The sequence below is a fragment of the Acinetobacter sp. Tol 5 genome (assembly GCF_019702905.1).
GTDB lineage: Bacteria > Pseudomonadota > Gammaproteobacteria > Pseudomonadales > Moraxellaceae > Acinetobacter > Acinetobacter bereziniae.
Genome location: NZ_AP024708.1, coordinates 3,706,210 through 3,732,411, shown reverse-complemented (window position 1 = coordinate 3,732,411; position 26,202 = coordinate 3,706,210). Strand labels below are relative to the sequence as shown.

Genomic DNA, 26,202 nt, shown 5'->3' with positions numbered 1-26,202 from the left:
GATAAGCACATGAGCACCGTTTTTGACCCTATTGTGTCTGAATTTGATAGTTCCGACCACGAAGCAGAATATAACGCATGGTTTAGAGCTAAAATAGAAAAGGCATCTACTGACCCACGCCCAGCTGTGCCACATGATCAAGTCGTTGCACACCTAAAAAAGCGTCGTGAGGAACGAGAAGCAAATACTAATCGTTGAGTTCATACTTAATACTGTCTCATTTGATAGATGTTTAGATTAAATTCACACCCAAATAATTCTTGGGTGCGAAGCCATCTTAACTTCTATAAAAAGTTGGATTTCAGGTAGTGGTACTATCTTATGATGTATGAGATAAGGAAAATCTTAGTATCTTCCTAAACAATTGATTTAAAAAGTATACTAGGTAAAGCTGTAGCCATCATTTTGCTTTTTAAGTAGTTTTAATACATCTTCTCTTCGATATAAATTTAAGGAATTTGATTCGCCAAAAGATATGGAATCAATTTTTCCTTGAGCTTTGAGATTAATGATGTGAGTGCGGTGCATGCTCAAAACCTTACTAGCTTCGATTGCTGTCATATATTCTTTTTGAAGAGCTTTTACTTGGTTTATATCGTCCGTCTTTACAAACTTCCAGTACACAAAATCATGCAGTTTTAGGTAGCCTGTTTTAATCCAATTAATATGTAACCAATTGATGGCACATCCTAATTTTTTTGCAGCATCCTCTAGAGAAATAAAGTCTTGACGATTGAGCTCTTCTATCAAAATAGATACAGAAGCTTTTTCTACTCTAATAACTGAGTGGCAGTGTTCATCTTTTTTTAAGATACCCTTTTGAACAAGTACAGCTACTTTTGATGGGCTGATATGTAATTTCGAACTTGTATGTCTTAATGAAAAATATAAAGTCGGATCTGATTCATAATGAACCATTTTTAATCTTTTTTTTGAGGGGCGACCAGTATATGTTTCATAAATTTTGAGGTCATTGATCATTTCGGTGGTAATGCATTCAATATCAGTTTGTTGATAAAGGTTTGTTCTCAATCCATCAATGTGAGGGCCTCCTACAGGCTCAATGCCAAAATGCTTTAGCTTATCGGCTAGATTTGTAGAATTAACATTCAACTGGCGAGCTAAGGTTCCAACAGAAATATATTTTTTGCTAAATTCTTCGATGATTTCTGGTAGTGCTACATTCTTTACATTTCCATCTACTTTCTTTTTATCAAGCTTTAACCAACCTTTGACACCAAGGTCTCGAACTATTTCCTTATGAATTTGCAATTGGCTTGCAATTTCTGGAAGTGTGAGAAGATTGTCTTTTGGAACGTTTTGTACACGTGGAGATAGTAAAGGTACTTTATGTGATTCGTCTAACAGGAGCCGTTCAACATCAATACTACTAATATATATAAGCCCTTTAGCATTTTTTAAGGTGGCTAATTTTTCTTTTTGAATTAAGGTTTTCAATCTAGGATAGGAAATATCTAGAATGGTCCTTGTTTGGTCCAAAGAAAAAAACTGTTTTAGATGATTTGTTGCTGGTTGAGCAACATGAATGCAATTGGCCAATATAGAATTTGCATATTCACGTAGTATTGAACTTTGTTTTTTAAAATAGACAGCCTGAATTTGAGGATGGGCTTTAGAAACTCTTGAATTAATGATATGGATAAGTGTTTTCTTAGATTGTTCGGGGTTTGTTAAGTATTCATATGCCATTTGAATGCGTTGATGATCGGCATCGATATTATTAGATTTCCAGTCGAATTTTTCTAAAGCTAACCAATAATCGGATAGTTGGTTAATAATTTTTTGATCACCATGGTATATGGTATCCATGAACCACTGTATTACTTCAGAATTCTTTGAGTTGGCTGGTAATATTCGTAAGTCTTGCCCACAATCATGACAAAAATCAATTCTATTCCGACTAATATTGAGAGCTTTTTTACATTTTGGACAGCAATCATACAACTGTGTGCCATGTTTCAAACACACAGTGTAAGGGCGCAGTAACCAATGACGTCTCCAATAAGATTGTTCACTTAAACATTTAGGGCAAAAAGCCTGAACATCTTTGCGAAAGAAACTGTGCTTTAAAATAATTTTAGAATATTTTCTTGGCATAGCTTGAGTAGAGCCACTTAGTGCAAATGCTAATGATGTATATTCATCAGATAAGCCTAGTAACTGAAGTAGTTTTCTAAATCTCTTTTGATGAGTTACATGACTACTGAGTGTTGTGGCAGGACTGCTTGACTGAATTTTACAAAGAGAATAAACACTAGAAAACCCATTGGCCTCGGCTGCTCTAATTAAAAGACTGGCCGCACTTTCATCTGGATAGGGGATAGGTTTAATTAATAAAGAATAAGAATTCATAGAGCAATCCTCATCTGACTCGCCAAAATATTACGTGACATCTTGAAAGGATCACTTTTGGTCAAACTGACTTTAGCTGTCGTTCCCTGTAACCATGCGCTGCTGAAATCATGAGTTGTAATGATTTCTCGATTATCTTTAAGGGCAATTAGCACACTATCTTTGATAAGTGTCATGATAAAGGCTGGATTGCCAGCAGTGGCAGCATAAAGTTGTGTAGTTATTAAGGGCGAGTTTAGACTTTGATCAAAAGAGACTTCACATCTGGTTTTGATTTGATTTTCTACTTCAGCAAGAAATGGAAAAATCGAGCCGTATGATGTAGATGAACCTAGTGTCAGAGCATGCAAGGGATAGTGATATTGAAATCGTCGGGTTAGCTGTGAATCCATTTCTAATAAGGGAACAAACTGTGATAGACCAACCAAGCAGAAGCTAATTTGTGTTTCATTAACGATTGATTTAATCCAATCGCATACCACAATATTTAATTTAGTAGTTGTTTTTTGAAAACGGAAAAGGTGATGAAATTCATCCAGAAAAACTAGTTTAGTTTCACATTGGCGCAGTAAATGACACAGTCGCAACGAGATTTGAGTGGTATTTCCAGATGCTGGATTAGGATCTCCTAGTTCCTTGAGCAGCATACTGGCCACTGATTTGACTGATGCTGGAGATGGAACCTGAGCATAAAATGCTGGAATAATAGTTTTTTCATAACCCTCAACGATAGTTGTATAAGATGGCATTTGTTTGATTATGGCTCTACAAAGCAAAGTCTTACCATGACCACCGTCGGCGTGTAAAATACTGCCAATCGGCTCTTGGTAGGTCTGACTTTTTTGCATACATTCAGTGATGCCATGAAATGCGTGATTAAATTCTGGATGGCGTACAATAAAGCGATTAATGTGAGCAACTCGTTCAAGAATAGATATTGAATGATTCATCTTAGATCTCCATTGAAGAGAATGCGGTATAGCCATCGGTGGCTTGCTGTTCTTCCGCAACGATTGGGGATGGCTTGATTGGCATTGAAAGATTTTTAATTTCTTCAGGAAAATCTATTACTAGTTGGCGTAATTTAGGCTTTTTCCTCTGTAAATCTTCTTGGATTTGTTTCAGTAAATGCCAACGGGCAAGTAGGTTAGCCTTTTCACCTAAACGTCTAAGATCTGCCTGAGCCATCTGTTTTTTGATTTTTTGTGCTTCTTGATGAGCATACATAGTCAAACCCTGTGCATAACTAGGATTGGTGCATTCAGCTTTGATGAGATTAGTTGGATCATTCGGATCAACGATAAATACATGCCCTAAATCTATTTCATCAACAAGTACAATCACTTTGGTGAGCTTCTGTTGTTCAAAGGTTGCTAGAGCAGGGGAAAAATAATACAAGTAGTCGATTAAGACACGTCCCTTGTTAATGCTACGTTCGTAAGGTTTTCGGCATAGTACAGATGCCTCATCATCTGAAAGCGAAGTTGGCTTAACTATTTTTGTGGCGTCTTCCCAAGCAAGTATAGGTATACGATTGGTTTCAGAATGAGGATCTGTGTGATAAATCTCATTGATCCATTGCTCTGCATATTTTTGAACATCTGCAAGTGTCATTTTGGCATTTTTACTGGCGTTATAATCTCCTCTCGCTGTGGGGTTCGAGCAAGTTGTACCAGGTAATTTTTGGATTAAACCTTCAGTTAATGTTCTGAAGAAACTTTCAATATGCGGTTTATTATTTGGCGTGCCGATCTGCGATGGCGTAATGGTAATTTTTAAAGTTTCACATAGTCGAGCAAAAGAATTATTTTTGAACTCCACGCCATTGTCTGGAATAATTTGGCTCGGCACACCACCAGGTAAACCTCTTTGGGGTCGGGTAATCATGTCCCGAATCACACACATTGTGGTCAATGCACTTGGTGGGTATAAATTAACGTAAATCCCAACGATGACTCGAGTGTAAATATCAATCGCACATGATAAAAATGGACGACCTAAAATGGCTCCTGTTATATCATCAATAATAATGATATCCAGATAATGGGTATCAATTTCCACCAAAGCCATTACGGTTGGGCTGATGATGGATTGTCCAGCAGCTTTGAGTAATTTTCTTGCAGTACGAGATCCTTTTTTGGCGTTAATGACTACATAAGGATCCAAACGATTGATACGACGTTCAATCGTTCGTAAACAAGGGATTTTATGTGATGTCCAGCCATGTTCCATGGCTTTTCCCACAATAAACGCCAGTACATCTTTACCATCTCGTCGCTCTGAACAGAGGTAAATTTCTTGGATGGCTTGATGGATTAGACGTTCGATTTCTAAAGAGAATCGAACATAATGATTACCTGATTTTTTCTTTTCAAGAGATTCTGTGCACTGATTACTTAGTAGATATACTCGAATCCATCGTGCAACAGATCTAGGGCTTGGTGGTATCTGGTCTTGAATCTCTTTGGCAATCTGCTGAATTAATATCGTTAATGGTTGAACTGCAGTTGGACGTGGCAGCTTAGATAGAGCTGCTTGTATATACCTAAGTTTACGTATTCTTTTTGTTGTCATCTCAGGATTAACTAACAAATTTGATGTATTAAAATCATATTCAATCTGACCAGACTTATACCATTCTTCAAACTGATGATATGGAATTTGAAATATACGACCACCAGCGATCGCAGAATATCGGCATATACCATGACCGATAAAGCTAATTTCAAACTGTGAACCGTGAAATAAAAAACGAGTACCAATATTAGGAATAGGAAGGGAAGTATTCATAGATCTACTCCCAGCATAAGATGATTATTTTTGGCGTTTTTAATTTGAATGATTTGATGGAAAAGCAAATAGTCTGCAAGTTGTGGAGACAATTGGTCTTTTTCTAAAATGCTATACGCTTGTTCTAGATCATCCAATTCATAGCGAATCAAGAGGTCTTGTGCCAATTCAATTTCAAGTGATGTCCAGTCTTGAAGATGACCACGAGAATAAAGATGCAATAACTGTGTTAGGGATTGGCGTTGGGGTAATGTATTTGCATCAACTAACTTAAAAGGGATATTTATTGACGCCAAAATGGAAGCTAGTCTCTCAAAGCGTTGAAGGCTTTCTAGGGATAGATGTTGAATGGATGGCTTAACCTCATGGACTTCAAAATCACCTTTTTGAGTACGAATCAGAAAGTCAGGATAAAGTTCCAGATTTTGCCCAATCGGAATTTTTAAGGCCTGTGTTCGATAAGATTCTACCGCAGGATGACTTTCTAGTTGTACAGCATAAGCCAATTCCAGAAAGCTTTCTAAAGCAACTGAACCACCAGCTTTACGGCTGGGAAAAAGAGAAGTTCGACGTTCTAAGCAGCCTTGATAAATACGACGCTGGCCATGTAGTGTTCCAGCAATATTGGGTTTTTGATTAAAAGCTGAATGGATCTGTTCATGAATGAGTTGCTGTATATGTTGTTGTGTATGACTTATAGGATAAGACATATTATATCTCCATGTTTTTGAAGCATATGTATCCATAGAGTTTTGTTTTCTAAGGATAAGAAAACCCTACACACCTAAAAAAGACTGGTGTGAAAGGCTTGACGTATGGTTCTACACAGAAGATACTAGGGGTCTGACTCTCTATATTATCTTCGTGTAATGTAGAACTAACGGATCTTTAAAAAAGATCCGTTTTTTATTTATGCATGACTAATTTTTCGTTAATTTGTCTCCTTGTTTGTTTCAAAGCTAAATATAGGAACATTAACTTCTTCTTTTAAACCTAATTTGACTGCGATCTTATGGCTTTCTCCACGAATGGGAATGTGCTTACTTTTAAGTACGCTATACACAAGATCTGGTGAAAAATTATTTTGACGAGCCCAATCAGCTATTGAGAGTCCACTAAGTTCGAATTTTCGTCGAATCTCATTTTTATCTACCATAGTCACATTGCCCGAAAAAATTTGGAATAGTTTAAAAATAAGTCAAATTTTGTGGAAGGTCAACTTTTTAATTTAGATAAGATTATGTTTTATAAGATAATTTTTAGTATAATACGTATTGTATAGAAACTTTTTCATTGGAAATTCTTTAAAAATCATTTGATTATACACCGATTGATTTTTAACATCTTGGATAGTGGTTGGGAGTGCTAATAAACCTAACTACTTATTTTTATTGCTTAATCATAGAATATCTTGCATAGCTTAAAAGAGAACAAAAATGTTGCGAATCAAAATGTATCAAGCAGGTAATGGTGATGCTTTCTTAATAAATACGGATACAACGAATATTCTTATTGATGGAGGTTATGCAAGCTCTTTTACGCAGCACATAGTGGATGATTTAAAAGAACTAGGCACAAAAAATCAATCTTTAGAACTTGTTATTACAACTCATATTGATTCTGATCATATAGGCGGGATAGTTAAGTTGCTAGGCTTAAACGGATCTTCGTCACAACCATCTATTATCCCTATTGGAAATATTTGGCACAATAGCTTACGTAGTCTAACAGCTACTCCTACTAAGCCGTTAGATTTAGAAAAAAATCGTAGTTTGCTTCAATCAATTAATGACCGAGGTCATCCTAAAATAAAATCTGATATAGATTCTAATGCTGAAAAAATTAGTGCTAAACAAGGTAGTACACTAGCTACATTGATTCATAATGGGGGGTATCGTTGGAATAATGGTGATGGAACAACAAGTATATCTAAAGAAAATCTAGGATTATTTCCTATAACGGGAGGTGTAATTCGAATTTTATCTCCATCTCAAGATTCATTAAATTTCCTATTAAATGAGTGGGAAAAGCAATTAAAAAAATATGGTTTCAAGGGTTCAATATCTTCTGGGGAACTTATTGATGATGCTTTTGAGTTTATGTTAGAGCATATTGATGATCATCAAGGAAAATCTGCAAAACCAATTTCTGCTACAACACGTAAATCTCTTCATGAAATTTATAAACCTGATGATTCTCCTACCAACAAAAGCTCTATAGCGACAATTATCGAACTTAATGGTACTCGAATTCTAATGTTAGCTGATGCTTGGGCTGAAGATATAGTACTCAGCCTGCAACAATTAAAGGAACAAGGACAGTCTATGATTTTTGATGCTATTAAGATTTCACATCATGGAAGCTATCATAATACTAGTCCAGAACTATTGGATCTTATTGATTCACCGGTTTATTTTATTTCATCTAATGGGAATAAACACGATCACCCAGATATTGAAACTCTTATAGCTATAGTAGATAGGCCTTCTACATTTTCTAGAACACTCTATTGCAACTATGCCACTGTTGCTTCAACAGAACTAAAAAACTATCAAACTAAATCAGAAGCCAAATTTTCGGTTATTGAAAATGTCTGCGACTGGATTGCATTTACGGGGAATAAACAATGTTAGAAAGTACAATCAGGATCGCAGTATGCAAAATTAGATGTGGAACTGAATCTGGATCAGGTTGGCTAATCAGACAGAATATTGTCATAACAGCATACCACTGCATAGAAAAAGCGATTAAGGGTGGTGAGCCTATAAAATTAGGATTTAACTTTTCTGAAAGTTCAGATGAATTGACTGCTGAAATTATAGACTATGATGAAGACTTAGATGTTGCACTGCTTTCATTAGAAAATATTGGCATGCATTTACCAATTTCTTTCAGTGATTCTAGCCCTATAGAGAGAAAAGAGTTTTATTCTCATGGTTGGCCAGTTGATAAATTAGAAATGGGTCACAAATTAACAGGATCAATATTACAAGTTCTAAATACCTTAAAATTAGGTAATGATATTGAAATCCAAATTGATACTCCTAATTCACTTGATGACTATAGTGGGCATTCTGGAGCACCTCTGATATGTGATGGTGTATGTATCGGAATAATTCGATACTCGATAGAAAAGACGATTGGTGCGATATCAATTTTTAGAATTAGAGAATTTTTAATTAAAAATAATATTCTTGAAGAGGAGTTAATTGATAAAGGTGTAGAACTACCTAAATTAGCTCCAAGAACTGAATTTAATACGATTTTTGATGACTTTATAATCGGTAATACGGGTAAATACATCTTTTTAGAAGGTGCTCATGGTATTGGAAAGTCTACATTTTGTGTGAATTACAGCGCCCAAAATCCTTCAATTGAGCATTTTAATACCTATAGTTTTACGCACAATAGAGAAATCATAAACGTTGCTCATTTAGCACAACCAGTTGAATTCGTTAATTGGCTTAACATGCAAGTTTCAATGTTAGTTAATGGAAGCTCTGGAGGTACATTAAAAGATGAATATTCTCAATTAATTAAAGAAACTCAGAATATATTGCAGGCTCTAGGGCAATATTACAGCTCTATTAATAAAATTGGTGTACTTTTTATTGATGGATTAGATGAAATTGATAAACATGATAGAGAGCTACTTAAAAAATTCCTTGGGTTATTGCCTCAAGTTATTCCTTCTAGTCTAGTTATAGTACTTTCAGCACCAAGCTATACGAAATATTCTGGGCTTTTAGGAAATAAATTAAGACAAGGATATTGTATTACCTTACCTGCTTTGTCCTACGAAATAACTCAACAATTTTGCGTAGCAACATTAGTTGAAGAGCGATGTGATCCAGTCACAGTTAAACTAATTTGTGACAAAGCGGAAGGCCATCCTCTGTATCTTCGATATTTAATTGATCTAGTCAATGATGGTAAAAGCGATGATGATATTGCTAATCTCCCTTTACTAGAAGGCAACATTCTCAATTACTATGAATCTTTGTGGCATCAACTTTCTTCAGACACAGATGGAGTTAATCTTTTAGCTATTATGGTTCGTTTGAGATGGGGAATACCCATTTCACTACTAGTAACAACATTGAATGCAAATGAACAAGCTGTATTAATAAGTACGATTGAGCGTATCAAGCATTTACTTATAAACTCTGACAATACAAATATTTACCATTCTTCTTTTTCTGAATTCCTAAAAGAAAAGACTCAGTTACGTGAAAATGATATTCAATTAAGGCTTTTTAACTTTTGTGAGAATAGCCCTGACGTTGAGTATGGTATGTTTAATATCATCTATCATGGTCTTAAATCTCTAAATAGTAATAAATCTCTTGTTGTTAGTTATTGTAATCAAGATTGGGCTGACAAATGTGTCTTAGCAGGGATAAAACCTGATACGCTATTAGGAGATATTCGTGATGTCATAAAAGCTGTTACAGTTCTTGGAGATTTCATAGAAACTAATCGTATCTTATTGTTATCTCAAAGAATGAAATTCAGATATGATACATTATTTGCTCAATCTGCTGACTTAACAGCAAATGCATTAATATCTTTAAATAAAAATAATGAAGTATTACAGCATATTATTCGCTATAAGCAATTAATCATACCTATTGATTTGGCACTTAAAATTTCTCTAAAGTTCATAGAAATGGAAAATTATGAGGAAGCTCGAATTCTCCTCAGGACCATTGAAGTCAAAATTAATAAAGAGCTTGAACTAGTTTTTAGTAATCAACTCTCAATTCCACACTTCTTAACATTATTCGATTTGCAATTACAACAGTACATGCTGAAAAGCCGAGCACTGGTAGAGGGTGCGGATACAGAATTAGGTAAATTCCCATATTATTGGCAAAATTTCATGAAATCTGCCATTAAAGATAAAAAGCTATGTAGACAGATTCGAGAACAAATGTCTATTTATCTACAAGCAAATTTAATGAGTCTACACAAGCGTCCTTTCCCATTAGCTGTTCTTAAGCAAACTTATTCTGGTCCTATAATAGATTTTACTGAACAATATATATATGCTGCAGTTGAATATAACCTCCGATGTGAATTTTTTAATATTCCTCATAATCAAGGTGTACTTACTGCACTTTTTCGAGATTTGAACATATTAGTTAAAGAAAATGGTGGAAAGTTAGGGAAATTTAATTTAAGTATAATTGATAACTTAATCGCACTTAGCACACCACTTAATATTATTACGTCAATAACAGTTGAAGACAGTGCTATAGAATTAGAGAAAATTCACTTGATTGCTGATGATAATGTTTCTTTAAATGAGCCTGAACTTCACAATGGAATGAGTAAATGTAGATCATCAGCATATCTTAACTCAGAGCTCCAACAACCAAAAGTGATTTCTTTGTCACCATTAAATTGGATGGATGGAATTGAGTCTATTTTAAGAACGATTGCATGGTGTGATGGTTCAGCTAGACGTCAAGTCCAAGAAAGTAATGTAGAGGGCTTAAATTCAATTTGGACAATCATACAACAGGATATTTTTGAAAATTTAAAATTCAGCCTATTAGATCGAGTAAATTGGAAAGATGCCTATGCTTTACCTGAGGCCGTTTTCCCACTTATCTATAAGAATCTAACTTCATTGATTTTAGATATTTTCCCAGCTCATATCGGAGAATTAATCAGCTTCATTCAAGATCGATTCTCATATCAGTGCGGTATCTATTCAGAAGGGTTTAGAGGTGTTCTAAACAATGTTCTAGAACAAATTACTAAATATGAACTAGAAGATAATGTAGAAGATCTAGCTTTTTCTTTACTTGAAAGTTGGGAAAATTTTATCTTATCGAATGTAAAGAATAGGCATGAACTTGTTCCTGAACTCTTAACGATAATTCCTTTATACGAACGTTTAAATGCTTTAGAGAACGCAAAGGACACCTATAGAAATGTCTTGGCGTTTTCTATGGGTCCTAACTGGTATAAAGAAGATCAATTGGGATTGGCCGTTAGCACTTTGGAAGCTATTGATATAAAAACACCTTTAAAGCAAGGAGTTTTAAGTAAAATTGCGGGATTATTGGATGTGTCTAGTGGTGAGATGACCTTTGAACGTTTTGTTCGATATGCGAAGCGAGACTTCATAAATGCTTTGTGTTTAAGAGGCGAGTTTGATAAAGCTATCCGCTACTATATCCGACAAACTTATGGTTCATTAGGGCAAATGTATGGGGATATCACTAAAGGTGAGATTGATCGAGTATCTGAATTAGCTGGAACTCGTTTTCCTGGTGGGGCTTTGGATGAACAGGATTCAATACTGTGTATTGTACGCTCTGCTATTCCTCATCTAGATTGGCAATTCTGTTGGGTACTTTTAGAAACTTTCCAATTTGGAGATTCTAGATATCTACATAATTATGCTGAAGTATATGGACTATTAATACAAATAAATCAAGAAGATGAAAATGCTATCAAAATGATGTTTAGTAGGTTGGAAATTATCTGTGAATCTGAAATGTGTAAAGATGATCGCTCAGCTTTTTTATTGGCTCTAAAAAAACATATTCCAGAGAGTCTTAAGGAGTCATTTAAAAGTCAATTTGTTTCATATTCTGATTCATTAAATCCAACAGTAGATGAAATTGAAAAAAAAGCTACGGACTTAGTAGAAAAAAACAATGAAGATAATGATATTAAAGAAAATAATATAGATTCTCTTTTTACACCAGGAATGTTTGGAACGAGGAACTCTATAAGCCAAGCTAAAGAATTTTTGTCTAATGCTAAAAGATTTATTCGCCGCAAAAATTATTTACAAGCACAGCAAGAAATATTATCTGCAATAAAAACGATCCAAGATGGTCAATGGTCAATATGGAGTGGTGGTTTACCAGAGGTAAAAGAAGGAAAAAATATCTTAAAGCAAATAACTAGTTCAAATTCAGAGTTGATTAAATTATTTAGTCAGTTAATTCTAAGCGAACGATATTCCAATCCATGGTTTATCGCTGAGAATTTAATAAGCTGGTTAGCTTCAGAGTCATCATGGGAAGATCAAAATAGATTGATTGAATTATCTGTTGAGCATATTCAACTCATGGTAGGGATGGTTGAAACTGAAATTAATGATTACAAGTTTCTAGAAGAATCTAATAAAATTAATATATACGCTGACTTCGCCAAGCTTATTTTACATGTTATTGATCATCCTACATGGTTAAGAAGTGAGAAAGCTGCAGATATGTTACTGTGGCTATTGAGAAGCTACCCAAAATATATTCATTTATTTGGGAATCAAGCCTTTTCTAATAATTTTGGTAACCATCCTGACATTATTTGTGGAGTATTAGATCAGCTGTCATACTCAGAAGTTAAACTTTGGGGAATATTATCTACTTCCTTGGATTTTGAGACTATTAAACACAAATGCAAACACATTGGAAGGCTTTCTGTTTTAAAGAAAATCTTAAATCAAGCAATAAAAAATGGAGATGAACATGCTGCTAATGTTTTAGCGCAATTACAAGAAAATCTTACACAAGTGATTAATCCTACTGATACTAGAAATGTAGCATGTCCAGAATGGGCAATAGGACTTAAATCTAAGTGGTCTAAATTAAATGTATTAGGTGTTACGAATTCATCTCTAGTAGAGTGTGCAACATCAATAATGCAAGATATATGTTCTCCATTGACATTAAAGACTTGCTTGGGAATTGAAGAACTATTGGCTCAAGGATATTATGCAAATAAGAATAATCCCATTAGATGGCGAGCAAAAGCACAGTATGCTTTACAGGTCGCACTTCAATCTACAGCACCTTCTAATTTGCATGAAAAGATTAATGCGATATTTCGATCATACAATCCCACTAGCCTCAATCATTTAAGAATTAAGAATTTTAACTCTCATGGACTAGCATGGCTAATCGCCCAACCTGAACCTATAAGTGGTGGAAATATTTATCTCGATTATTATGAGAATTTCTGGTATGAAGGTCGTTTAAGAGAAATAAGGCTGACAGCTTATTTAGGTGATCTATCACAAGTAACTGTACCATCAGGGCGCTTTCTATCAACTGAGAATCCTACATTAAATAGAACATTTCCTGTGGATGTATGTGCTAATGTAGATCCAGCTTTGGCTTATTTTGGTATTTTTACTCCAGCAATCCCAACACAACATTTTATGCAAATTCTGAGTACAGAAGCTAAATGCATTAAACGAGCTTGGTGGCGTTCTTCTCGCACTAATGTAGTAACAACTGGAGCACCAGAATCGGCAGGCTGCTATCTTTCTATTGATAAGGATGAGCTACAAAAGTTACCTAGGAATATGAATCTATTCTGGATATATGAAATTGATTCTGACGTTTCAGGGTTCATACCTTATAAGTAAGTAATGGAGAATTTATGGATTTTTATGATACCCCGAATACTAGATCAGAATTTGAACATCGGTTCCATTTTTTATTTAACATGATAAATGAAGGTAAATTTAGTGGTGTTTCTATCGATGGACTATGCAAAGTCAGATTTCTTCCAAATGGCAGATTTGATTTTCTCAGTGTAAATGAAAGTGCTCGATTACAGGCAAATATGATGCTGCATATGCAGAAAATGAAATTTCCAGAGAGCGTGGTTGAAAATACAGTCCTAGATAAAGATTAGGTGATTAGTATAGAGATAGAGAAGTTCCTTAATTAATAAAATAGCTATGTGTATTGTAAAATGGACAGATCTTTTTCAGCCTGAAAATTTTAAGGCATTTTTTGTAGGGATATGATAATTGAGCAATAAAAAGGAGATCTAATAGATCTCCTTTTTAATTTAGTGGCATTGTATGTGTTGCAAATATCAACTCATGTCGTGTTTCAGGTCAATCTAGCTGAGCTCTTTAAGTATCAATATTGACACGTGTCATGTCGTTCCATGACACGTGTTGTGTCGTTTATGACAACTGATGTGTCGTTCAACGCGGTCTACCTTACCAGCTCAACGCACCACCAGTTTGATAATCAGTCACACGCGTTTCAAAGAAGTTCTTCTCTTTACGCAAGTCCATCATTTCAGACATCCACTGGAACGGGTTATTTACACCAGCAAACTGCTCAGGAAGACCAAGCTGTGCTAAACGACGGTTACAGATGAATTTCAAATATTCTTCCATCATCGCTGCATTCATACCCAATACACCACGTGGCATCGTGTCACGCGCATATTCGATTTCAAGCATGGTGCCTTCAAGAATCATTTGAATGATTTCTTCTTGGAACTCAGCAGTCCATAAGTGTGGGTTTTCGATCTTGATTTGGTTAATCATGTCGATACCAAAGTTCAAGTGCATAGACTCATCACGCAAGATGTATTGGAATTGCTCAGCAACACCATTCATCTTGTTACGACGACCCATAGACAAGATTTGGCTGAAACCACAGTAGAAGAAGATTCCTTCAAGTACACAATAGAATGCAATCAAATTACGCAGTAAGATCTGATCGTTTTCAGGTGTACCCGTATGGAAAGTAGGATCACTCAAAGACTGTGTATACTTCAAGCCCCACGCTGCTTTACGGGCAACAGATGGAACTTCGCGGTACATGTTAAAGACTTCGCCTTCATCCATACCCAAAGATTCGATACAGTATTGGTAAGCATGTGTATGAATTGCTTCTTCAAATGCTTGACGCAAGATATATTGACGGCATTCAGGGTTGGTAATATGACGGTAGATCGCCAAAACCAAGTTGTTTGCAACCAATGAGTCCGCAGTTGAGAAGAAACCTAAAGAACGCATTACAATGGTACGTTCATCTTCAGTCAAACCATTTTCAGACTTCCACAGTGCGATGTCATGGTTCATGTTGACTTCTTGTGGCATCCAGTGGTTTGCACATCCGTCTAGGTATTTTTGCCAAGCCCACTCGTATTTGAATGGAACAAGTTGGTTCAAATCTGCGCGACAGTTGATCATGGCTTTATCATCAACTTGTACACGTTGTGCACCCATTTCAAGCTCTTCCAAGCCCGGTGCAACATCCAGCTTTTCTAAGGCGTGAGATGCTCTTGCCAATGAATCGGTTGGATTTGTTGATCTTGCTGTATAGGTTCCAGCGGATTGTGCAGCTGCCAAATTCTGCGATGATTGCTTTGCATCAGATACCACCTGCGAATCAGTCGTTTTTTTCGGTTCGACGGGCGCAGGCTGGTGAGCTTGTGCAACTTGTTTCGGTTCATCATCTTCAAAATCGTCCCAACTTAGGATAGACATCGTTGTTCTCTCTTCGTTGTTAATATCTATGTTCGACATCTCACAAAAAAGATGTCACTACTATACGCTTATTCTGTGCAAGCAAAATTAAGTTTTGCCGATAGTTGTTTCGTTCTTGTTCGAAAGAACAGATACCCACACTACTTATTTTGATTACGCTTTTGCTGTTTGCGGATCGCAATAAATGCATAGACCGCAGGGATATAAAAAACCAAAAAGGCTAAGATCAGCACAATTATGCCTAACTCATAGTTATGACTTAAATGGAACATGGCTCAGCCTTTTGTGATTTTAGAATGATTCAATCCCCTTAAATTCCCTGTTAAAAGGGAGGGATTTTCATCCCACCTTTTATTTTGAGGAATCGCCCTCCTTTTAAAAAAAGAGGGTCGGGGAGGATGACTTACTGACAAGCTTCACAATCAGGATTGTCAATTGAGCAAGCTTGTGGCACTGGTGCTGCTTGAGAGAAACCTTCTTCTTCAGCAGGTGCTTCAGGTTTAGCTTCTGGTGCAACCGCTGCCACTGGAGCAGCCACAGTTGTTGGTTTAACTGCGTTTAAAGCACCTGTGTTAATGGTTGATTTTTCAGCAGATGTTGCACCCAATGCACGGAGGTAATAGGTTGTTTTAAGACCACGTAACCAAGCCATCTTATAAGTGATGTCAAGTTTTTTACCATTTGCACCCGAGATATAGAGGTTCAATGATTGTGCTTGATCAATCCATTTTTGACGACGTGATGCAGCATCAACGATCCAACGTGTATCCACTTCAAACGCTGTTGCAAAAATTGCTTTTAGTTCATCAGGAATACGGGCAATTTTTTGTACAGAACCTTCGAAATGTTTAAGATCATTGACCATCACAGAGTCCCAAAGACCACGATCTTTTAACGCACGTACTAAGTACGGGTTGATCACTGTAAATTCACCTGAAAGGTTTGATTTTACATACAGGTTTTGGAAAGTAGGTTCGATTGACTGAGAAACGCCACAAATGTTAGAAATCGTTGCTGTAGGGGCAATCGCCATCACATTTGAGTTACGCATACCGTCTTTTTGAACTTTGGCACGTAAAGTGTCCCAGTCTAAACGTTGTGTGCGATCAACTTCGAACATGCGCTCTGGACGAGATTTTGCAACGATCTCTAAAGAGTCGATTGGTAAGATACCTTGATCCCACAATGAACCTTTGAATGTTGAATAAACACCACGTTCAATCGCAAGGTCGCTAGAAGTTTGGATCGCATAGTAGCTGATCACTTCCATAGACTCATCAGCAAAGTCGACTGCTTCATCTGAACCATAACCCATACCCAATTCATATAAAGCATCTTGGAAGCCCATGATCCCCATACCCACTGGACGGTGTTTAAGGTTTGAATTACGTGCTTGTTCAACTGCGTAGTAGTTGATGTCAATCACGTTATCGAGCATACGAACTGCTGTTTTTACAGTACGCGCCAATTTTTCACGGTCAAGTTTACCGCCTTGAACGTGCTGAACAAGGTTGATTGAACCTAAGTTACATACTGCGATTTCATCTTTATTGGTATTTAAAGTGATTTCTGTACATAAGTTAGATGAGTGAACTACGCCAACATGTTGTTGTGGTGAACGTAAGTTACATACGTCTTTGAATGTGATCCAAGGGTGACCTGTTTCAAACAACATTGATAACATTTTGCGCCATAAGTCTTTCGCACGGATTTTCTTATGAAGCATGTTGCTTTCTTTAGCGATGCCTTCATAGTAAGCATAGCGCTCAGCAAATGCAGCGCCAGTTAAGTCATGTAAATCAGGTGTTTCAGATGGCGTGAACAATGTCCACTCAGCATCTTCAATCACACGTTGCATAAATAAATCTGGAACCCAGTTCGCTGTGTTCATGTCGTGCGTACGACGACGGTCATCACCTGTGTTTTTACGTAGCTCTAGGAATTCTTCAATATCCAAGTGCCAAGTTTCAAGGTATGCACAGACTGCACCTTTACGTTTACCACCTTGGTTAACGGCAACAGCGGTATCGTTAGCAACTTTAAGGAAAGGAACTACACCTTGAGATTTACCGTTTGTACCTTTGATGTATGAGTTCAAAGCACGAACAGGTGTCCAGTCATTTCCTAAACCACCCGCCCATTTAGACAGGAGGGCATTGTCACGCATTGCACCATAGATGTCGTAAAGATCATCTTGAATGGTGGTTAAGTAACAGCTTGACAATTGTGGACGTAAAGTACCTGAGTTAAACAGTGTCGGTGTAGACGCCATATAATCGAAGCTAGACAATAAGTCATAGAATTCGATTGCACGGTCTTCACGCTGTTCTTCATTTAATGCAAGCCCCATAGAGACGCGCATAAAGAACAATTGTGGAAGTTCAAAACGTACATCATTTGAATGAATGAAGTAGCGGTCAAACAAAGTTTGTAGACCTAAATAGGTAAATTGGTTTGAACGTTCTGGTTTGATCGCTGCTGCCAATTTAGCAAGGTCGAAGTTTAAAAGTTCTGGTGAAAGAAGTTCTAACTCGATCCCTTTTTTCAGGTAAGTTTCAAGCGCATCTCCTTCTTCGGTATCTGTCGCTAAACCTAAGAATTTTAAACCTGTTGCAACTAAATCATCACGAAGTAAACGTGCAGTTACATAGGTGTAGTTTGGTTCTTGTTCGATACGGGTACGGGTCGCCATCATCATCGTCGTTGAGATGTCTGATTGTTTTACACCGTTATATAAGTTTTTAACTGTTTCATCGACAATGGCTTGAACATCAATACCTTCTAAGCCTTCACTGGCTTTTTCAATCGTGGCTTGAAGTTTGCCCAAATCTAGAGGCTGAAGCTGACCATTCGCATCTGTGATTTGTAAAGTTGGGTGATGATGAGCACCTGTTTGTTTACGTGCTTCAGAACGTTGTTCACGATAGATCACATAAGCGCGTGCAACTTTTTGTTCACCGGTACGCATAAGTGCCAATTCAACTTGGTCTTGAATTTCTTCAATGTGAATTGTTCCGCCAGACGGTAAACGACGATTAAAAGTGTTCATAACCATTTCTGTTAATTGTGTAATACGGTCATGAATTCGGCTTGAGTCTGCGCTTTGCTGGCCCTCAACAGCCAAAAAAGCTTTACCAATTGCTACAGCGATTTTATCTGCATCAAAAGCGGCAACATCACCAGTGCGTTTAATCACTTGTAGTTGACCAGGGGTTGTAATGGCGTTCATTGTCAGCGTAGCTCCATTGTCATCATCATTGTTATGTTTATGGACCATTTGAACCGGACGAGTTGCAATTTTGTTCGTCACGATGTTTGAGGACTAAACACAATACTTAGTGGTTTAATTTAATTTAGAACACAAGATACGGTAATTTTAAGGTCAGATCAATATTGACATTTTAAGAATGTTTTATCTCTAATCAGTAAATTTTTATTTGTGTCTTTTTCCCTTAAAGAACCATTTTTGTTATATGCCTTATTTGGCAAGGACATAGCATAACAAACACTGCCAAGAGTGCTTATAGATAACTATGTGGATAACTTAAAAAACGACGAACTGTTTAAACAGAATATGAACAATGAAATATTTTGTATAAAAAATAGTCTGCGTATTGATTGTGTTAGGAATATTGCTAAATACTGACAAGTGTTCTTGGAAAACTGTCTACAATTCAATAGTTAATAAAAATATAACAAATTGATACGCTCATGTATCAGTTTGGTGAATGAGGTCTTGTTTACATTGTAAACGTGTGTATATTGCAGAACATAGTGTCTTGAATCTGCGAGATTTGTAGCAGGGACCAAACCAAATATAGGGGCAAATAGATGAGCCAAGAAGAAAAGTTACCAAAGATTTTGATTGTTGAAGATGACGAGCGTCTTGCTCGCTTAACTCAAGAATATTTAATTCGTAATGGTCTTGAGGTTGGGGTAGAACCAGATGGCAATCGTGCAATTCGCCGAATTATTGCTGAGCAACCAGATCTTGTGGTCTTAGATGTCATGTTGCCAGGTGCAGACGGTTTAACCGTTTGTCGTGAAGTTCGTCCACATTATCATCAACCGATTTTGATGTTGACTGCACGTACTGAAGATATGGATCAAGTGCTTGGCTTGGAAATGGGTGCAGATGACTATGTTGCTAAACCTGTTCAACCGCGTGTACTGCTCGCACGTATCCGTGCATTGTTACGTCGTACAGACAAAGCGCCTGAAGATGAAGTGGCTCAACGTATTGAGTTTGATGATCTGGTGATTGACAATGGTGGTCGTTCAGTGACCTTAAATGGTGAATTGGTTGACTTCACCAGCGCTGAATATGATTTGCTTTGGTTGTTGGCGTCCAATGCAGGGCGTATTCTCTCCCGTGAAGACATCTTCGAGCGTTTACGTGGTATCGAGTACGATGGTCAAGACCGTTCAATCGACGTTCGTATTTCTCGTATTCGTCCAAAAATCGGTGATGATCCAGAAAATCCAAAACGTATTAAAACTGTACGTAGTAAAGGTTATCTATTTGTTAAAGAGACTGGTCTATAAACGATGGGTCAATCATCTAAAATGCTTGCCTATGCAACGGCAAGCATAACGAAGGTGAGTTTGCGTGTCTAAACACAGTATATTCCTGCGTATTTATGCTGGACTGGTTATTCTTGTGGTGTTGGTGGCATTGTTTGGATACTTGCTTGTTCAAATAATCAACTACCAACGTGCGCAGGAATATCGCGAATCTTTAACAGATGGTATTTCATTTGTGATAAGCGAGGGTGTAGCACGTCAACAAACCGAGCAACAACGTCTTGATTGGATTTCGGACGCTTCTGATTTATTAGAATTGCCTATTTATTATCTAGATGCACAAAAAGTTGATTTATCACGTACGGAAGAAAAACGTATTGAAAGTCAAAAAGCAGTTGTGCGTTATGATGCTGAACAGGGGATTGCTTATTTGGTGTTGGGCATCCGCAATGATCCTAAACACTATCTTTATATCAAAGTAGATCAAATTGGCGAACGCCAAATGAAGGCATTGCCTGTCTTTATTTTGGATTATCTGGTTTATTATCCGGGTCAAGAACAAGAATATCTTAAAAAAATTCAACAGCACTTTTCTTACCATGTTGGTGTAGAAAAAATATCTCAGCTCAATCTTGATTCTGAGCAAATTGGTCGTTTAAGGTCAGATCAAAGTGTTATTTTGTGGCGGGACAGCGCAACAGTCCGTGGCACAACTATTTCCATCGTTTCTCCGTTGCCAAACTCACCAACCGATGTACTCGTACTCGGACCTGTTCCAATGTTTAATTGGATGCCAGTCAAACTTGCTGCGGGAATTACCTTGTTGAGTATGTTCTTGCTTTGCTTGGGTGTATACGGTTTGATCGTGCCAATGCAACGTAAACTGAAACAGGTCAATCAAGCTTTGGATGTGATGAAAACAGGTGATATGTCACAGCGTGTACCGGTTGAGGGTTATGATGAGATGGCGAGTCTTGCCAGTAGTTATAACAGCATGTCCGATCATATTCAGCGTTTGATTGAAGCTCAACGAGAATTGATGCGTGCAGTGTCGCATGAGTTGCGGACGCCTGTGGCACGTATCCGTTTTGGTATGGAAATGTTGGCTGATGAAGAAGATCATGACTATCGTTTGCAACAGGTTGAAATGATCGACAAAGATATCGAGGCGTTGAATACTTTGATCGATGAGATTATGACCTATGCCAAGTTGGAGCAGGGTACGCCTTCTTTAGACTTTGAAAAAATTGCATTGATTGATGTTTTACAACAGGTTGCGACAGAAACTGAGGCTTTAAAAACTCAGAAAATAATTCATCTCAATCCACTTTCGTCTGACGTGGTGGTTGATGCGGAACGTCGTTATTTACATCGTGTGGTGCAAAACCTTGTCGGTAATGCGGTACGTTATTGTGATCATCAAGTTAGCCTAAGTGGTGGTGTCAATCATCAAACCAAGATGGCATATGTGTGTGTCGAAGATGATGGTCCAGGAATTCCCGAAGAAGACCGTAAACGTGTATTTGAAGCATTTGCCCGTTTGGACGACAGCCGTACCCGCGCTTCTGGTGGTTATGGTTTGGGATTGTCGATTGTGAGTCGTATTGCTTATTGGTTTGGTGGCACGATTGAGGTTGATCAAAGCCCAGAACTTGGTGGGGCAAGATTCACCATGTCTTGGCCTGTTGAGCGGTTTAAGAAAAAGAAAGTGTAAGCAAGTAAAGTGAAAGCTTAGTGTTGTGGTTAAAAGCTAAGCATAAAAAACACCGAAATATTTCGGTGTTTTTTTATTTAAGCACTCAACAGGCTTATTTTTAAGCCTTGGAACTTATTCTTGAAGCGTCGCATCAGGTGCAATAATCGGTTTACTTTCTCTTAATGCTTGTAAAGCGTCTGCATTAAAGTCAATCAATAAGCTATTTTGTTCTGCATCAATTTTATAGCCACTGATAATTTTTTGATCACCTTGAATGGTGTCAATTCGATATTCATCTGCAATGTTTAAAATACCTTCCAGATTTGTTGTGGTTGCAGCAAGATCTTGACGGAAAATTTCATAAACATCACGAAGATCAAAAATCGCATTTTGTGCATCAGGATGCTTTTTGACATAGTTTTCAATATGACGAATCAGTAATTGTGCAAATAAAAAATAGTTTGGTTTGCTACTAAATTCCATGTTTTAGCCCCTAAATTATTGATTTAAAGTGAATGATATTTAGCATACACAGGAAAAATTGTTAAATGTGTATAGGCTGTGTAGATAATTCGTCTATGTTTGCGACAAGTTACCAGGATTGATTCAATGTTTAAAACAGTACAACAAGATGATGTAAAGCATCAATGAAATGTATAGCGTTAATGAAATGGGAAACGCAAAATAAAATAAGCGGTGGAGGGGGAGGGTGTATAGTAAATACAGAAATTGATATACGAGAGTTTATACATAGGATAAAACATGATTAAAGGCTGGAACTTCATATTTGTTTAAAAAATGAGGTTGGATCAGTTCTGATAAAATGAAATATTGATATTGTAAGGTAGGTCAAAAGTAGGCGTATTGGATTTTAGAGAAGCTAAATAAAAAATCTATTTTAAGTTAAGGGTGCTTTTTTTGATAATGGATTTATCAAGATGAGAATGTTGATTTAATTAAATGACATTATTTATCATATTGAGATAATTTTTATGAAAAATACGGGCTGCTTGAATATGACTTTTTTACATAGAATGTAACAAAATATTTTGTGTATAATTTCGCTAAAAGAAAGCAGATTTGTTGTTGAATAAACACAAAAAGTTGCACAAAAGTGATGTCTGAAAAATTTTAATGAGAATTAAGCTACTGATTTGTCATTTTTAATTCATCTCTTTAAAATATACTTCGGAAAAATTAATAAAAAATAGGAATGGAATTTGATAAAGCGATAATTGAACGTGGTATTGCGTCGAATCATGAAAAATTATGTGTTTTGTCTAAAAAATCATCCGAAAGACTTAGAGCTATTAACTAGCAACAGATGACATCAATCGGGTACAATTGACCAGATTTATTTTGTGTTTGGTGTATTTGCAAGGCCAATACATACATTCTTTGTTAAATAATAGGCCTGCCAGGAGTTATCCCCGCATGAGTGCCATTACTCCATACGATTGGGCAATCATTGCCTTCGTGATCGGCGTGACATTTTTATGTGTCTTTATGCTCACCGTTCCTTTGCTCCTTGGGGGTAAATCATGGGGACGTGCGAAGCAAGAGCAATTTGAATCAGGTGTGGTTAGTGCTGGTGGAGCACGTATCCGCTTGTCTGCAAAGTTCTACCTCGTCGCAATCTTCTTTGTTGTATTTGATTTGGAAGCCCTCTATTTATATGCGTGGGCGACATCTGTACGTGAAGTAGGTTGGTTCGGGTTTTCAGCTGCGGCTGTATTTATTTTAGTTTTACTCGTTGGTTTAATTTATGAATTATCAACAGGTGCCTTAAACTGGTCGCCTTCGGATAAACGTAAAATAGCAGGGATTAAACCTAAAATTGGTTCACCGAATATGGACCTTGCAGAAATTACTCGCTTCAATTCAATTGAAGAGTTGGTGACAGATCCTACAGGAACGATTCCAGCTCAATCTTCTGGTCGTGTGAAAGATAAGACATCGACCATGTCTCTGAACAAGGAGTAACTCGGGAATGAAATATACCTTAACCCGTGCGAATCCAGAAGCTGAACAATATCCGCTTCAAGATCGTCAGATTGTGACAGATCCACTTGAAGAAGAAGTGAATAAAAATGTATTCATGACTCGTTTAGAGGACGTGTTGCATACAGCTGTGAACTGGGGCCGTAAAAACTCATTATGGCCTTTTAACTTTGGTACTTCGTGCTGTTACGTAGAGTATGCAACAACCTTAACAGGTGTGCATGATTTATCACGTTTTGGTGCTGAGGTTATTCGTGCTTCACCGCGTCAGGCTGACTTAATGATTGTAGCAGGGACTTGCTTTGTCAAAATGGCACCTGTTATTCAACGTTTGTACGAACAAATGCTTGAGCCTAAATGGGTGATTTCAATGGGCGCTTGTGCAAACTCTGGTGGTATGTACGACATTTATTCTGTTGTGCAAGGCGTAGATAAAATTATTCCTGTTGACGTGTACGTTCCAGGTTGTCCACCACGTCCAGAAGCATTAATCCAAGCATTAATGTTATTGCAAGACCAAATTCAATTAGAACGTCGTCCGCTGTCTGCGGTAATTGGTGATGATCTTCAGCCAGTATATAAGCCAAAGATGATGCCAGAACGCGACCGTAAGAACGCTGAACGTATTGCAGTGAAAAACTTACGCTCTATGGATGAGATTGAGTAATTTTTTCTGATGAATGTTTGACATACCTGAAGGGTATGATCATCAGAAAATTTCACAGAATTTGTATTAAATAGGAAGCCAAGCCAATGGCTGAAACTGAAATTGCTATGCCAGAATCAACTCCAGTTGATTCCCGCCCAGCATTTGCGATTGTAGAAGATCTCAAAGCCAAATTTGGTGAGAACTTTTACGTGCAACCGACGTTTGAAGATTTTCCAACGGTCTGGGTTGAGCGCGCACGTGTACAAGAAGTTTTAATGTACCTGCGTACAGTGCCACGTCCTTATGTGATGCTGTTTGACTTATCTGCGGTAGATGAGCGTTTGCGTACTCACCGTGATGGTTTACCTGCATCAGACTTCACTGTGTTCTATCACTTGCTTTCATTGGAACGCAATAGTGATATTCGTATTAAAGTGGCGTTGAATGAGAATGATATTAACATTCCAACAGCAACCAACATTTGGCCGAATGCTAACTGGTACGAGCGTGAAGCATACGATATGTTTGGGATCAATTTCGAAGGGCATCCGATGCTCCGTCGTATTTTGTTGCCAACGTATTGGGAAGGTCATCCGTTACGTAAAGAATATTCTGCACGTGCGACGGAATATACGCCGTATATGCAAGACAAAGCCAAACAAGATTTCGAACAAGAACATCTTCGTTTTGTTCCAGAAGATTGGGGTCTAAAACGCGGTAACGCAGATGAAGACTTCATGTTCTTGAACTTGGGTCCAAACCATCCATCTGCTCATGGTGCATTCCGTGTTATTTTGCAGTTAGACGGTGAAGAAGTAAAAGACTGTGTGCCTGATATCGGTTATCACCACCGTGGTGTGGAAAAGATGGCTGAACGTCAAACTTGGCATTCATTCATTCCTTATACTGACCGTGTAGATTACCTGGGTGGTTGTGCGCAAAACATGCCTTATGTGATGGGTGTGGAGCAAATGGCTGGGATCACTGTTCCTGACCGTGCGCAATGTATCCGTGTCATGATGTCTGAATTATTCCGTATCAATAACCACTTGTTGTATATCGGTACTGCGATTCAGGATGCGGGTGGTATGACACCTGTATTCTATATGTTCGCGGACCGTCAAAAAATCTATGACGCAATTGAAGCGATCACAGGTTTCCGTATGCATCCAGCTTGGTTCCGTATTGGTGGTACAGCACATGATCTTCCAAACAACTGGCAGAAACTGATTCGCGAAATTCTCGAATGGATGCCAAAACGTTTGAAGGAATATCATACTGCGGCACTTAAAAACTCTGTCTTTGTTGGTCGTACCCGCAATGTTGCGCAATACGATGCAAAATCGGCATTGGCATGGGGTGTAACAGGTACTGGTTTACGTGCAACAGGTATTGACTTTGATGTGCGTAAATATCGTCCTTATAGTGGCTATGAAAATTACGATTTTGAAGTGCCATTAGAATACGAAGGCGATGCTTATGCACGTGTAATGGTTCACTATCGTGAAATTGAAGAATCATTGAAAATCGTCAAACAGTGTTTGGATAATATGCCTTCGGGTCCTTATAAAGCGGATCATCCATTGGCAGTTCCACCACCAAAAGATAAGACTTTACAAGATATTGAAACTTTGATTACGCACTTCTTGAGCGTGTCATGGGGTCCTGTAATGCCAGCAGGTGAAGCGTCTGTAATGGCAGAAGTGGTAAAAGGTGCGTCTAACTATTACTTGACTTCTGATAAGTCAACGATGAGCTATCGTACCCGTATTCGTACACCAACTTTCACCCACTTGCAGCAAATTCCTTCCGTGATTAACGGCAGTCTTGTATCTGACTTGATCATTTATTTAGCGACAATTGACGTCGTTATGGCTGACGTGGATCGCTAAGGGGTAAACG

18 protein-coding genes are annotated in these 26,202 nt (G+C 37.5%); 9 read left to right on the top strand and 9 right to left on the bottom strand.

Annotation, left to right across the window (positions count from 1 at the left end; all coding sequences use genetic code 11):
* Positions 1-9: 9 nt before the first annotated feature.
* Positions 10-198: an antitoxin gene (locus TOL5_RS17325; protein WP_196077481.1), complete on the top strand. Its 189-nt coding sequence runs from the start codon at positions 10-12 to the stop codon at positions 196-198.
* A gap of 183 nt (positions 199-381) precedes the next feature.
* Here TOL5_RS17325 and TOL5_RS17320 read toward each other — a convergent pair whose 3' ends face one another.
* From TOL5_RS17320 to TOL5_RS17300, 5 genes are all read right to left on the bottom strand, one after another.
* Positions 382-2,373 (bottom strand): TniQ family protein, encoded by a 1,992-nt coding sequence (locus TOL5_RS17320; RefSeq protein ID WP_221260536.1) that lies wholly within the window; start codon positions 2,371-2,373, stop codon positions 382-384.
* Entirely contained in the window at positions 2,370-3,323 is a 954-nt protein-coding gene (locus tag TOL5_RS17315) for a TniB family NTP-binding protein (RefSeq protein WP_196077479.1), read from the bottom strand. The genes TOL5_RS17320 and TOL5_RS17315 overlap by 4 nt, the downstream gene beginning before the upstream one ends.
* 1 nt (position 3,324) lies before the next feature.
* Positions 3,325-5,163 (bottom strand): Mu transposase C-terminal domain-containing protein, encoded by a 1,839-nt coding sequence (locus tag TOL5_RS17310; protein ID WP_221260535.1) that lies wholly within the window; start codon positions 5,161-5,163, stop codon positions 3,325-3,327.
* Positions 5,160-5,873, bottom strand: a complete 714-nt coding sequence (locus tag TOL5_RS17305) for a Tn7 transposase TnsA N-terminal domain-containing protein (RefSeq protein WP_221260532.1) — start codon at positions 5,871-5,873, stop codon at positions 5,160-5,162. Before TOL5_RS17305 ends, TOL5_RS17310 begins: the two co-directional genes overlap by 4 nt.
* A 221-nt stretch (positions 5,874-6,094) precedes the next feature.
* A complete protein-coding gene (locus TOL5_RS17300; RefSeq protein ID WP_221260531.1) occupies positions 6,095-6,319 on the bottom strand; it encodes a DNA-binding protein in 225 nt (74 codons plus the stop codon).
* A 280-nt stretch (positions 6,320-6,599) separates the two neighbouring features.
* On the opposite strand from TOL5_RS17300, the gene avs1a reads away from it, so the two are divergent.
* From avs1a to avs1c, 3 genes are read left to right on the top strand one after another with little or no spacing between them, the layout of a single operon-like run.
* Positions 6,600-7,796 (top strand): AVAST type 1 anti-phage system MBL fold metallo-hydrolase Avs1a, encoded by a 1,197-nt coding sequence (gene avs1a, locus TOL5_RS17295; protein WP_221260530.1) that lies wholly within the window; start codon positions 6,600-6,602, stop codon positions 7,794-7,796.
* Positions 7,790-13,558, top strand: a complete 5,769-nt coding sequence (gene avs1b / locus TOL5_RS17290; protein ID WP_221260528.1) for an AVAST type 1 anti-phage system protease Avs1b — start codon at positions 7,790-7,792, stop codon at positions 13,556-13,558. Before avs1a ends, avs1b begins: the two co-directional genes overlap by 7 nt.
* Before the next feature lie 14 nt (positions 13,559-13,572).
* The gene (gene avs1c, locus TOL5_RS17285) at positions 13,573-13,830 is read left to right on the top strand and encodes an AVAST type 1 anti-phage system protein Avs1c (protein ID WP_221260527.1); all 258 of its coding nucleotides are present in this window, start codon (positions 13,573-13,575) and stop codon (positions 13,828-13,830) included.
* Between the two features lie 316 nt (positions 13,831-14,146).
* Here avs1c and TOL5_RS17280 read toward each other — a convergent pair whose 3' ends face one another.
* The 3 genes from TOL5_RS17280 to TOL5_RS17270 all read right to left on the bottom strand — a co-directional run bounded on the left by TOL5_RS17280 (position 14,147) and on the right by TOL5_RS17270 (position 18,707).
* On the bottom strand, positions 14,147-15,430 hold the full coding sequence (locus TOL5_RS17280; RefSeq protein ID WP_151961248.1) for a ribonucleotide-diphosphate reductase subunit beta: 1,284 nt from the start codon (positions 15,428-15,430) through the stop codon (positions 14,147-14,149).
* A gap of 140 nt (positions 15,431-15,570) precedes the next feature.
* Complete coding sequence (locus TOL5_RS17275) at positions 15,571-15,702, bottom strand: preprotein translocase subunit YajC (RefSeq protein ID WP_004827925.1); 132 nt, start codon at positions 15,700-15,702, stop codon at positions 15,571-15,573.
* Positions 15,703-15,833: 131 nt separating this feature from the next.
* The gene (locus tag TOL5_RS17270; protein WP_080740829.1) at positions 15,834-18,707 is read right to left on the bottom strand and encodes a ribonucleoside-diphosphate reductase subunit alpha; all 2,874 of its coding nucleotides are present in this window, start codon (positions 18,705-18,707) and stop codon (positions 15,834-15,836) included.
* A gap of 554 nt (positions 18,708-19,261) precedes the next feature.
* On the opposite strand from TOL5_RS17270, the gene bfmR reads away from it, so the two are divergent.
* A complete protein-coding gene (gene bfmR, locus TOL5_RS17265) occupies positions 19,262-19,975 on the top strand; it encodes a response regulator transcription factor BfmR (RefSeq protein WP_004722855.1) in 714 nt (237 codons plus the stop codon).
* 64 nt (positions 19,976-20,039) lie between these two features.
* Positions 20,040-21,668 (top strand): sensor histidine kinase BfmS, encoded by a 1,629-nt coding sequence (bfmS, locus tag TOL5_RS17260; RefSeq protein WP_004827931.1) that lies wholly within the window; start codon positions 20,040-20,042, stop codon positions 21,666-21,668.
* Positions 21,669-21,782: 114 nt separating this feature from the next.
* Here the strand turns inward: bfmS and TOL5_RS17255 are convergent, their stop codons facing one another.
* The gene (locus TOL5_RS17255; protein ID WP_004827932.1) at positions 21,783-22,133 is read right to left on the bottom strand and encodes a hypothetical protein; all 351 of its coding nucleotides are present in this window, start codon (positions 22,131-22,133) and stop codon (positions 21,783-21,785) included.
* 951 nt (positions 22,134-23,084) lie between these two features.
* On the opposite strand from TOL5_RS17255, the gene TOL5_RS17250 reads away from it, so the two are divergent.
* From TOL5_RS17250 to nuoC, 3 genes are all read left to right on the top strand, one after another.
* Complete coding sequence (locus tag TOL5_RS17250; RefSeq protein WP_004827934.1) at positions 23,085-23,633, top strand: NADH-quinone oxidoreductase subunit A; 549 nt, start codon at positions 23,085-23,087, stop codon at positions 23,631-23,633.
* Between the two features lie 7 nt (positions 23,634-23,640).
* The gene (locus TOL5_RS17245) at positions 23,641-24,318 is read left to right on the top strand and encodes a NuoB/complex I 20 kDa subunit family protein (protein WP_004827935.1); all 678 of its coding nucleotides are present in this window, start codon (positions 23,641-23,643) and stop codon (positions 24,316-24,318) included.
* 86 nt (positions 24,319-24,404) lie between these two features.
* Positions 24,405-26,192, top strand: coding sequence for an NADH-quinone oxidoreductase subunit C/D (nuoC, locus tag TOL5_RS17240; protein ID WP_100884589.1), 1,788 nt, complete (start codon positions 24,405-24,407; stop codon positions 26,190-26,192).
* The last annotated feature ends 10 nt before the right edge of the window (positions 26,193-26,202 follow it).

What these genes read in the sequence shown, in the direction of transcription:
- TOL5_RS17325 (WP_196077481.1), top strand. Translation starts at nt 10, where the DNA reads ATGAGCACCGTTTTTGACCCTATTGTGTCTGAATTTGATAGTTCCGAC.
- TOL5_RS17320 (WP_221260536.1), bottom strand. Translation starts at nt 2,373, where the DNA reads ATGAATTCTTATTCTTTATTAATTAAACCTATCCCCTATCCAGATGAA.
- TOL5_RS17315 (WP_196077479.1), bottom strand. Translation starts at nt 3,323, where the DNA reads ATGAATCATTCAATATCTATTCTTGAACGAGTTGCTCACATTAATCGC.
- TOL5_RS17310 (WP_221260535.1), bottom strand. Translation starts at nt 5,163, where the DNA reads ATGAATACTTCCCTTCCTATTCCTAATATTGGTACTCGTTTTTTATTT.
- TOL5_RS17305 (WP_221260532.1), bottom strand. Translation starts at nt 5,873, where the DNA reads ATGTCTTATCCTATAAGTCATACACAACAACATATACAGCAACTCATT.
- TOL5_RS17300 (WP_221260531.1), bottom strand. Translation starts at nt 6,319, where the DNA reads ATGGTAGATAAAAATGAGATTCGACGAAAATTCGAACTTAGTGGACTC.
- avs1a (WP_221260530.1), top strand. Translation starts at nt 6,600, where the DNA reads ATGTTGCGAATCAAAATGTATCAAGCAGGTAATGGTGATGCTTTCTTA.
- avs1b (WP_221260528.1), top strand. Translation starts at nt 7,790, where the DNA reads ATGTTAGAAAGTACAATCAGGATCGCAGTATGCAAAATTAGATGTGGA.
- avs1c (WP_221260527.1), top strand. Translation starts at nt 13,573, where the DNA reads ATGGATTTTTATGATACCCCGAATACTAGATCAGAATTTGAACATCGG.
- TOL5_RS17280 (WP_151961248.1), bottom strand. Translation starts at nt 15,430, where the DNA reads ATGTCTATCCTAAGTTGGGACGATTTTGAAGATGATGAACCGAAACAA.
- TOL5_RS17275 (WP_004827925.1), bottom strand. Translation starts at nt 15,702, where the DNA reads ATGTTCCATTTAAGTCATAACTATGAGTTAGGCATAATTGTGCTGATC.
- TOL5_RS17270 (WP_080740829.1), bottom strand. Translation starts at nt 18,707, where the DNA reads ATGGTCCATAAACATAACAATGATGATGACAATGGAGCTACGCTGACA.
- bfmR (WP_004722855.1), top strand. Translation starts at nt 19,262, where the DNA reads ATGAGCCAAGAAGAAAAGTTACCAAAGATTTTGATTGTTGAAGATGAC.
- TOL5_RS17255 (WP_004827932.1), bottom strand. Translation starts at nt 22,133, where the DNA reads ATGGAATTTAGTAGCAAACCAAACTATTTTTTATTTGCACAATTACTG.
- TOL5_RS17250 (WP_004827934.1), top strand. Translation starts at nt 23,085, where the DNA reads ATGAGTGCCATTACTCCATACGATTGGGCAATCATTGCCTTCGTGATC.
- TOL5_RS17245 (WP_004827935.1), top strand. Translation starts at nt 23,641, where the DNA reads ATGAAATATACCTTAACCCGTGCGAATCCAGAAGCTGAACAATATCCG.
- nuoC (WP_100884589.1), top strand. Translation starts at nt 24,405, where the DNA reads ATGGCTGAAACTGAAATTGCTATGCCAGAATCAACTCCAGTTGATTCC.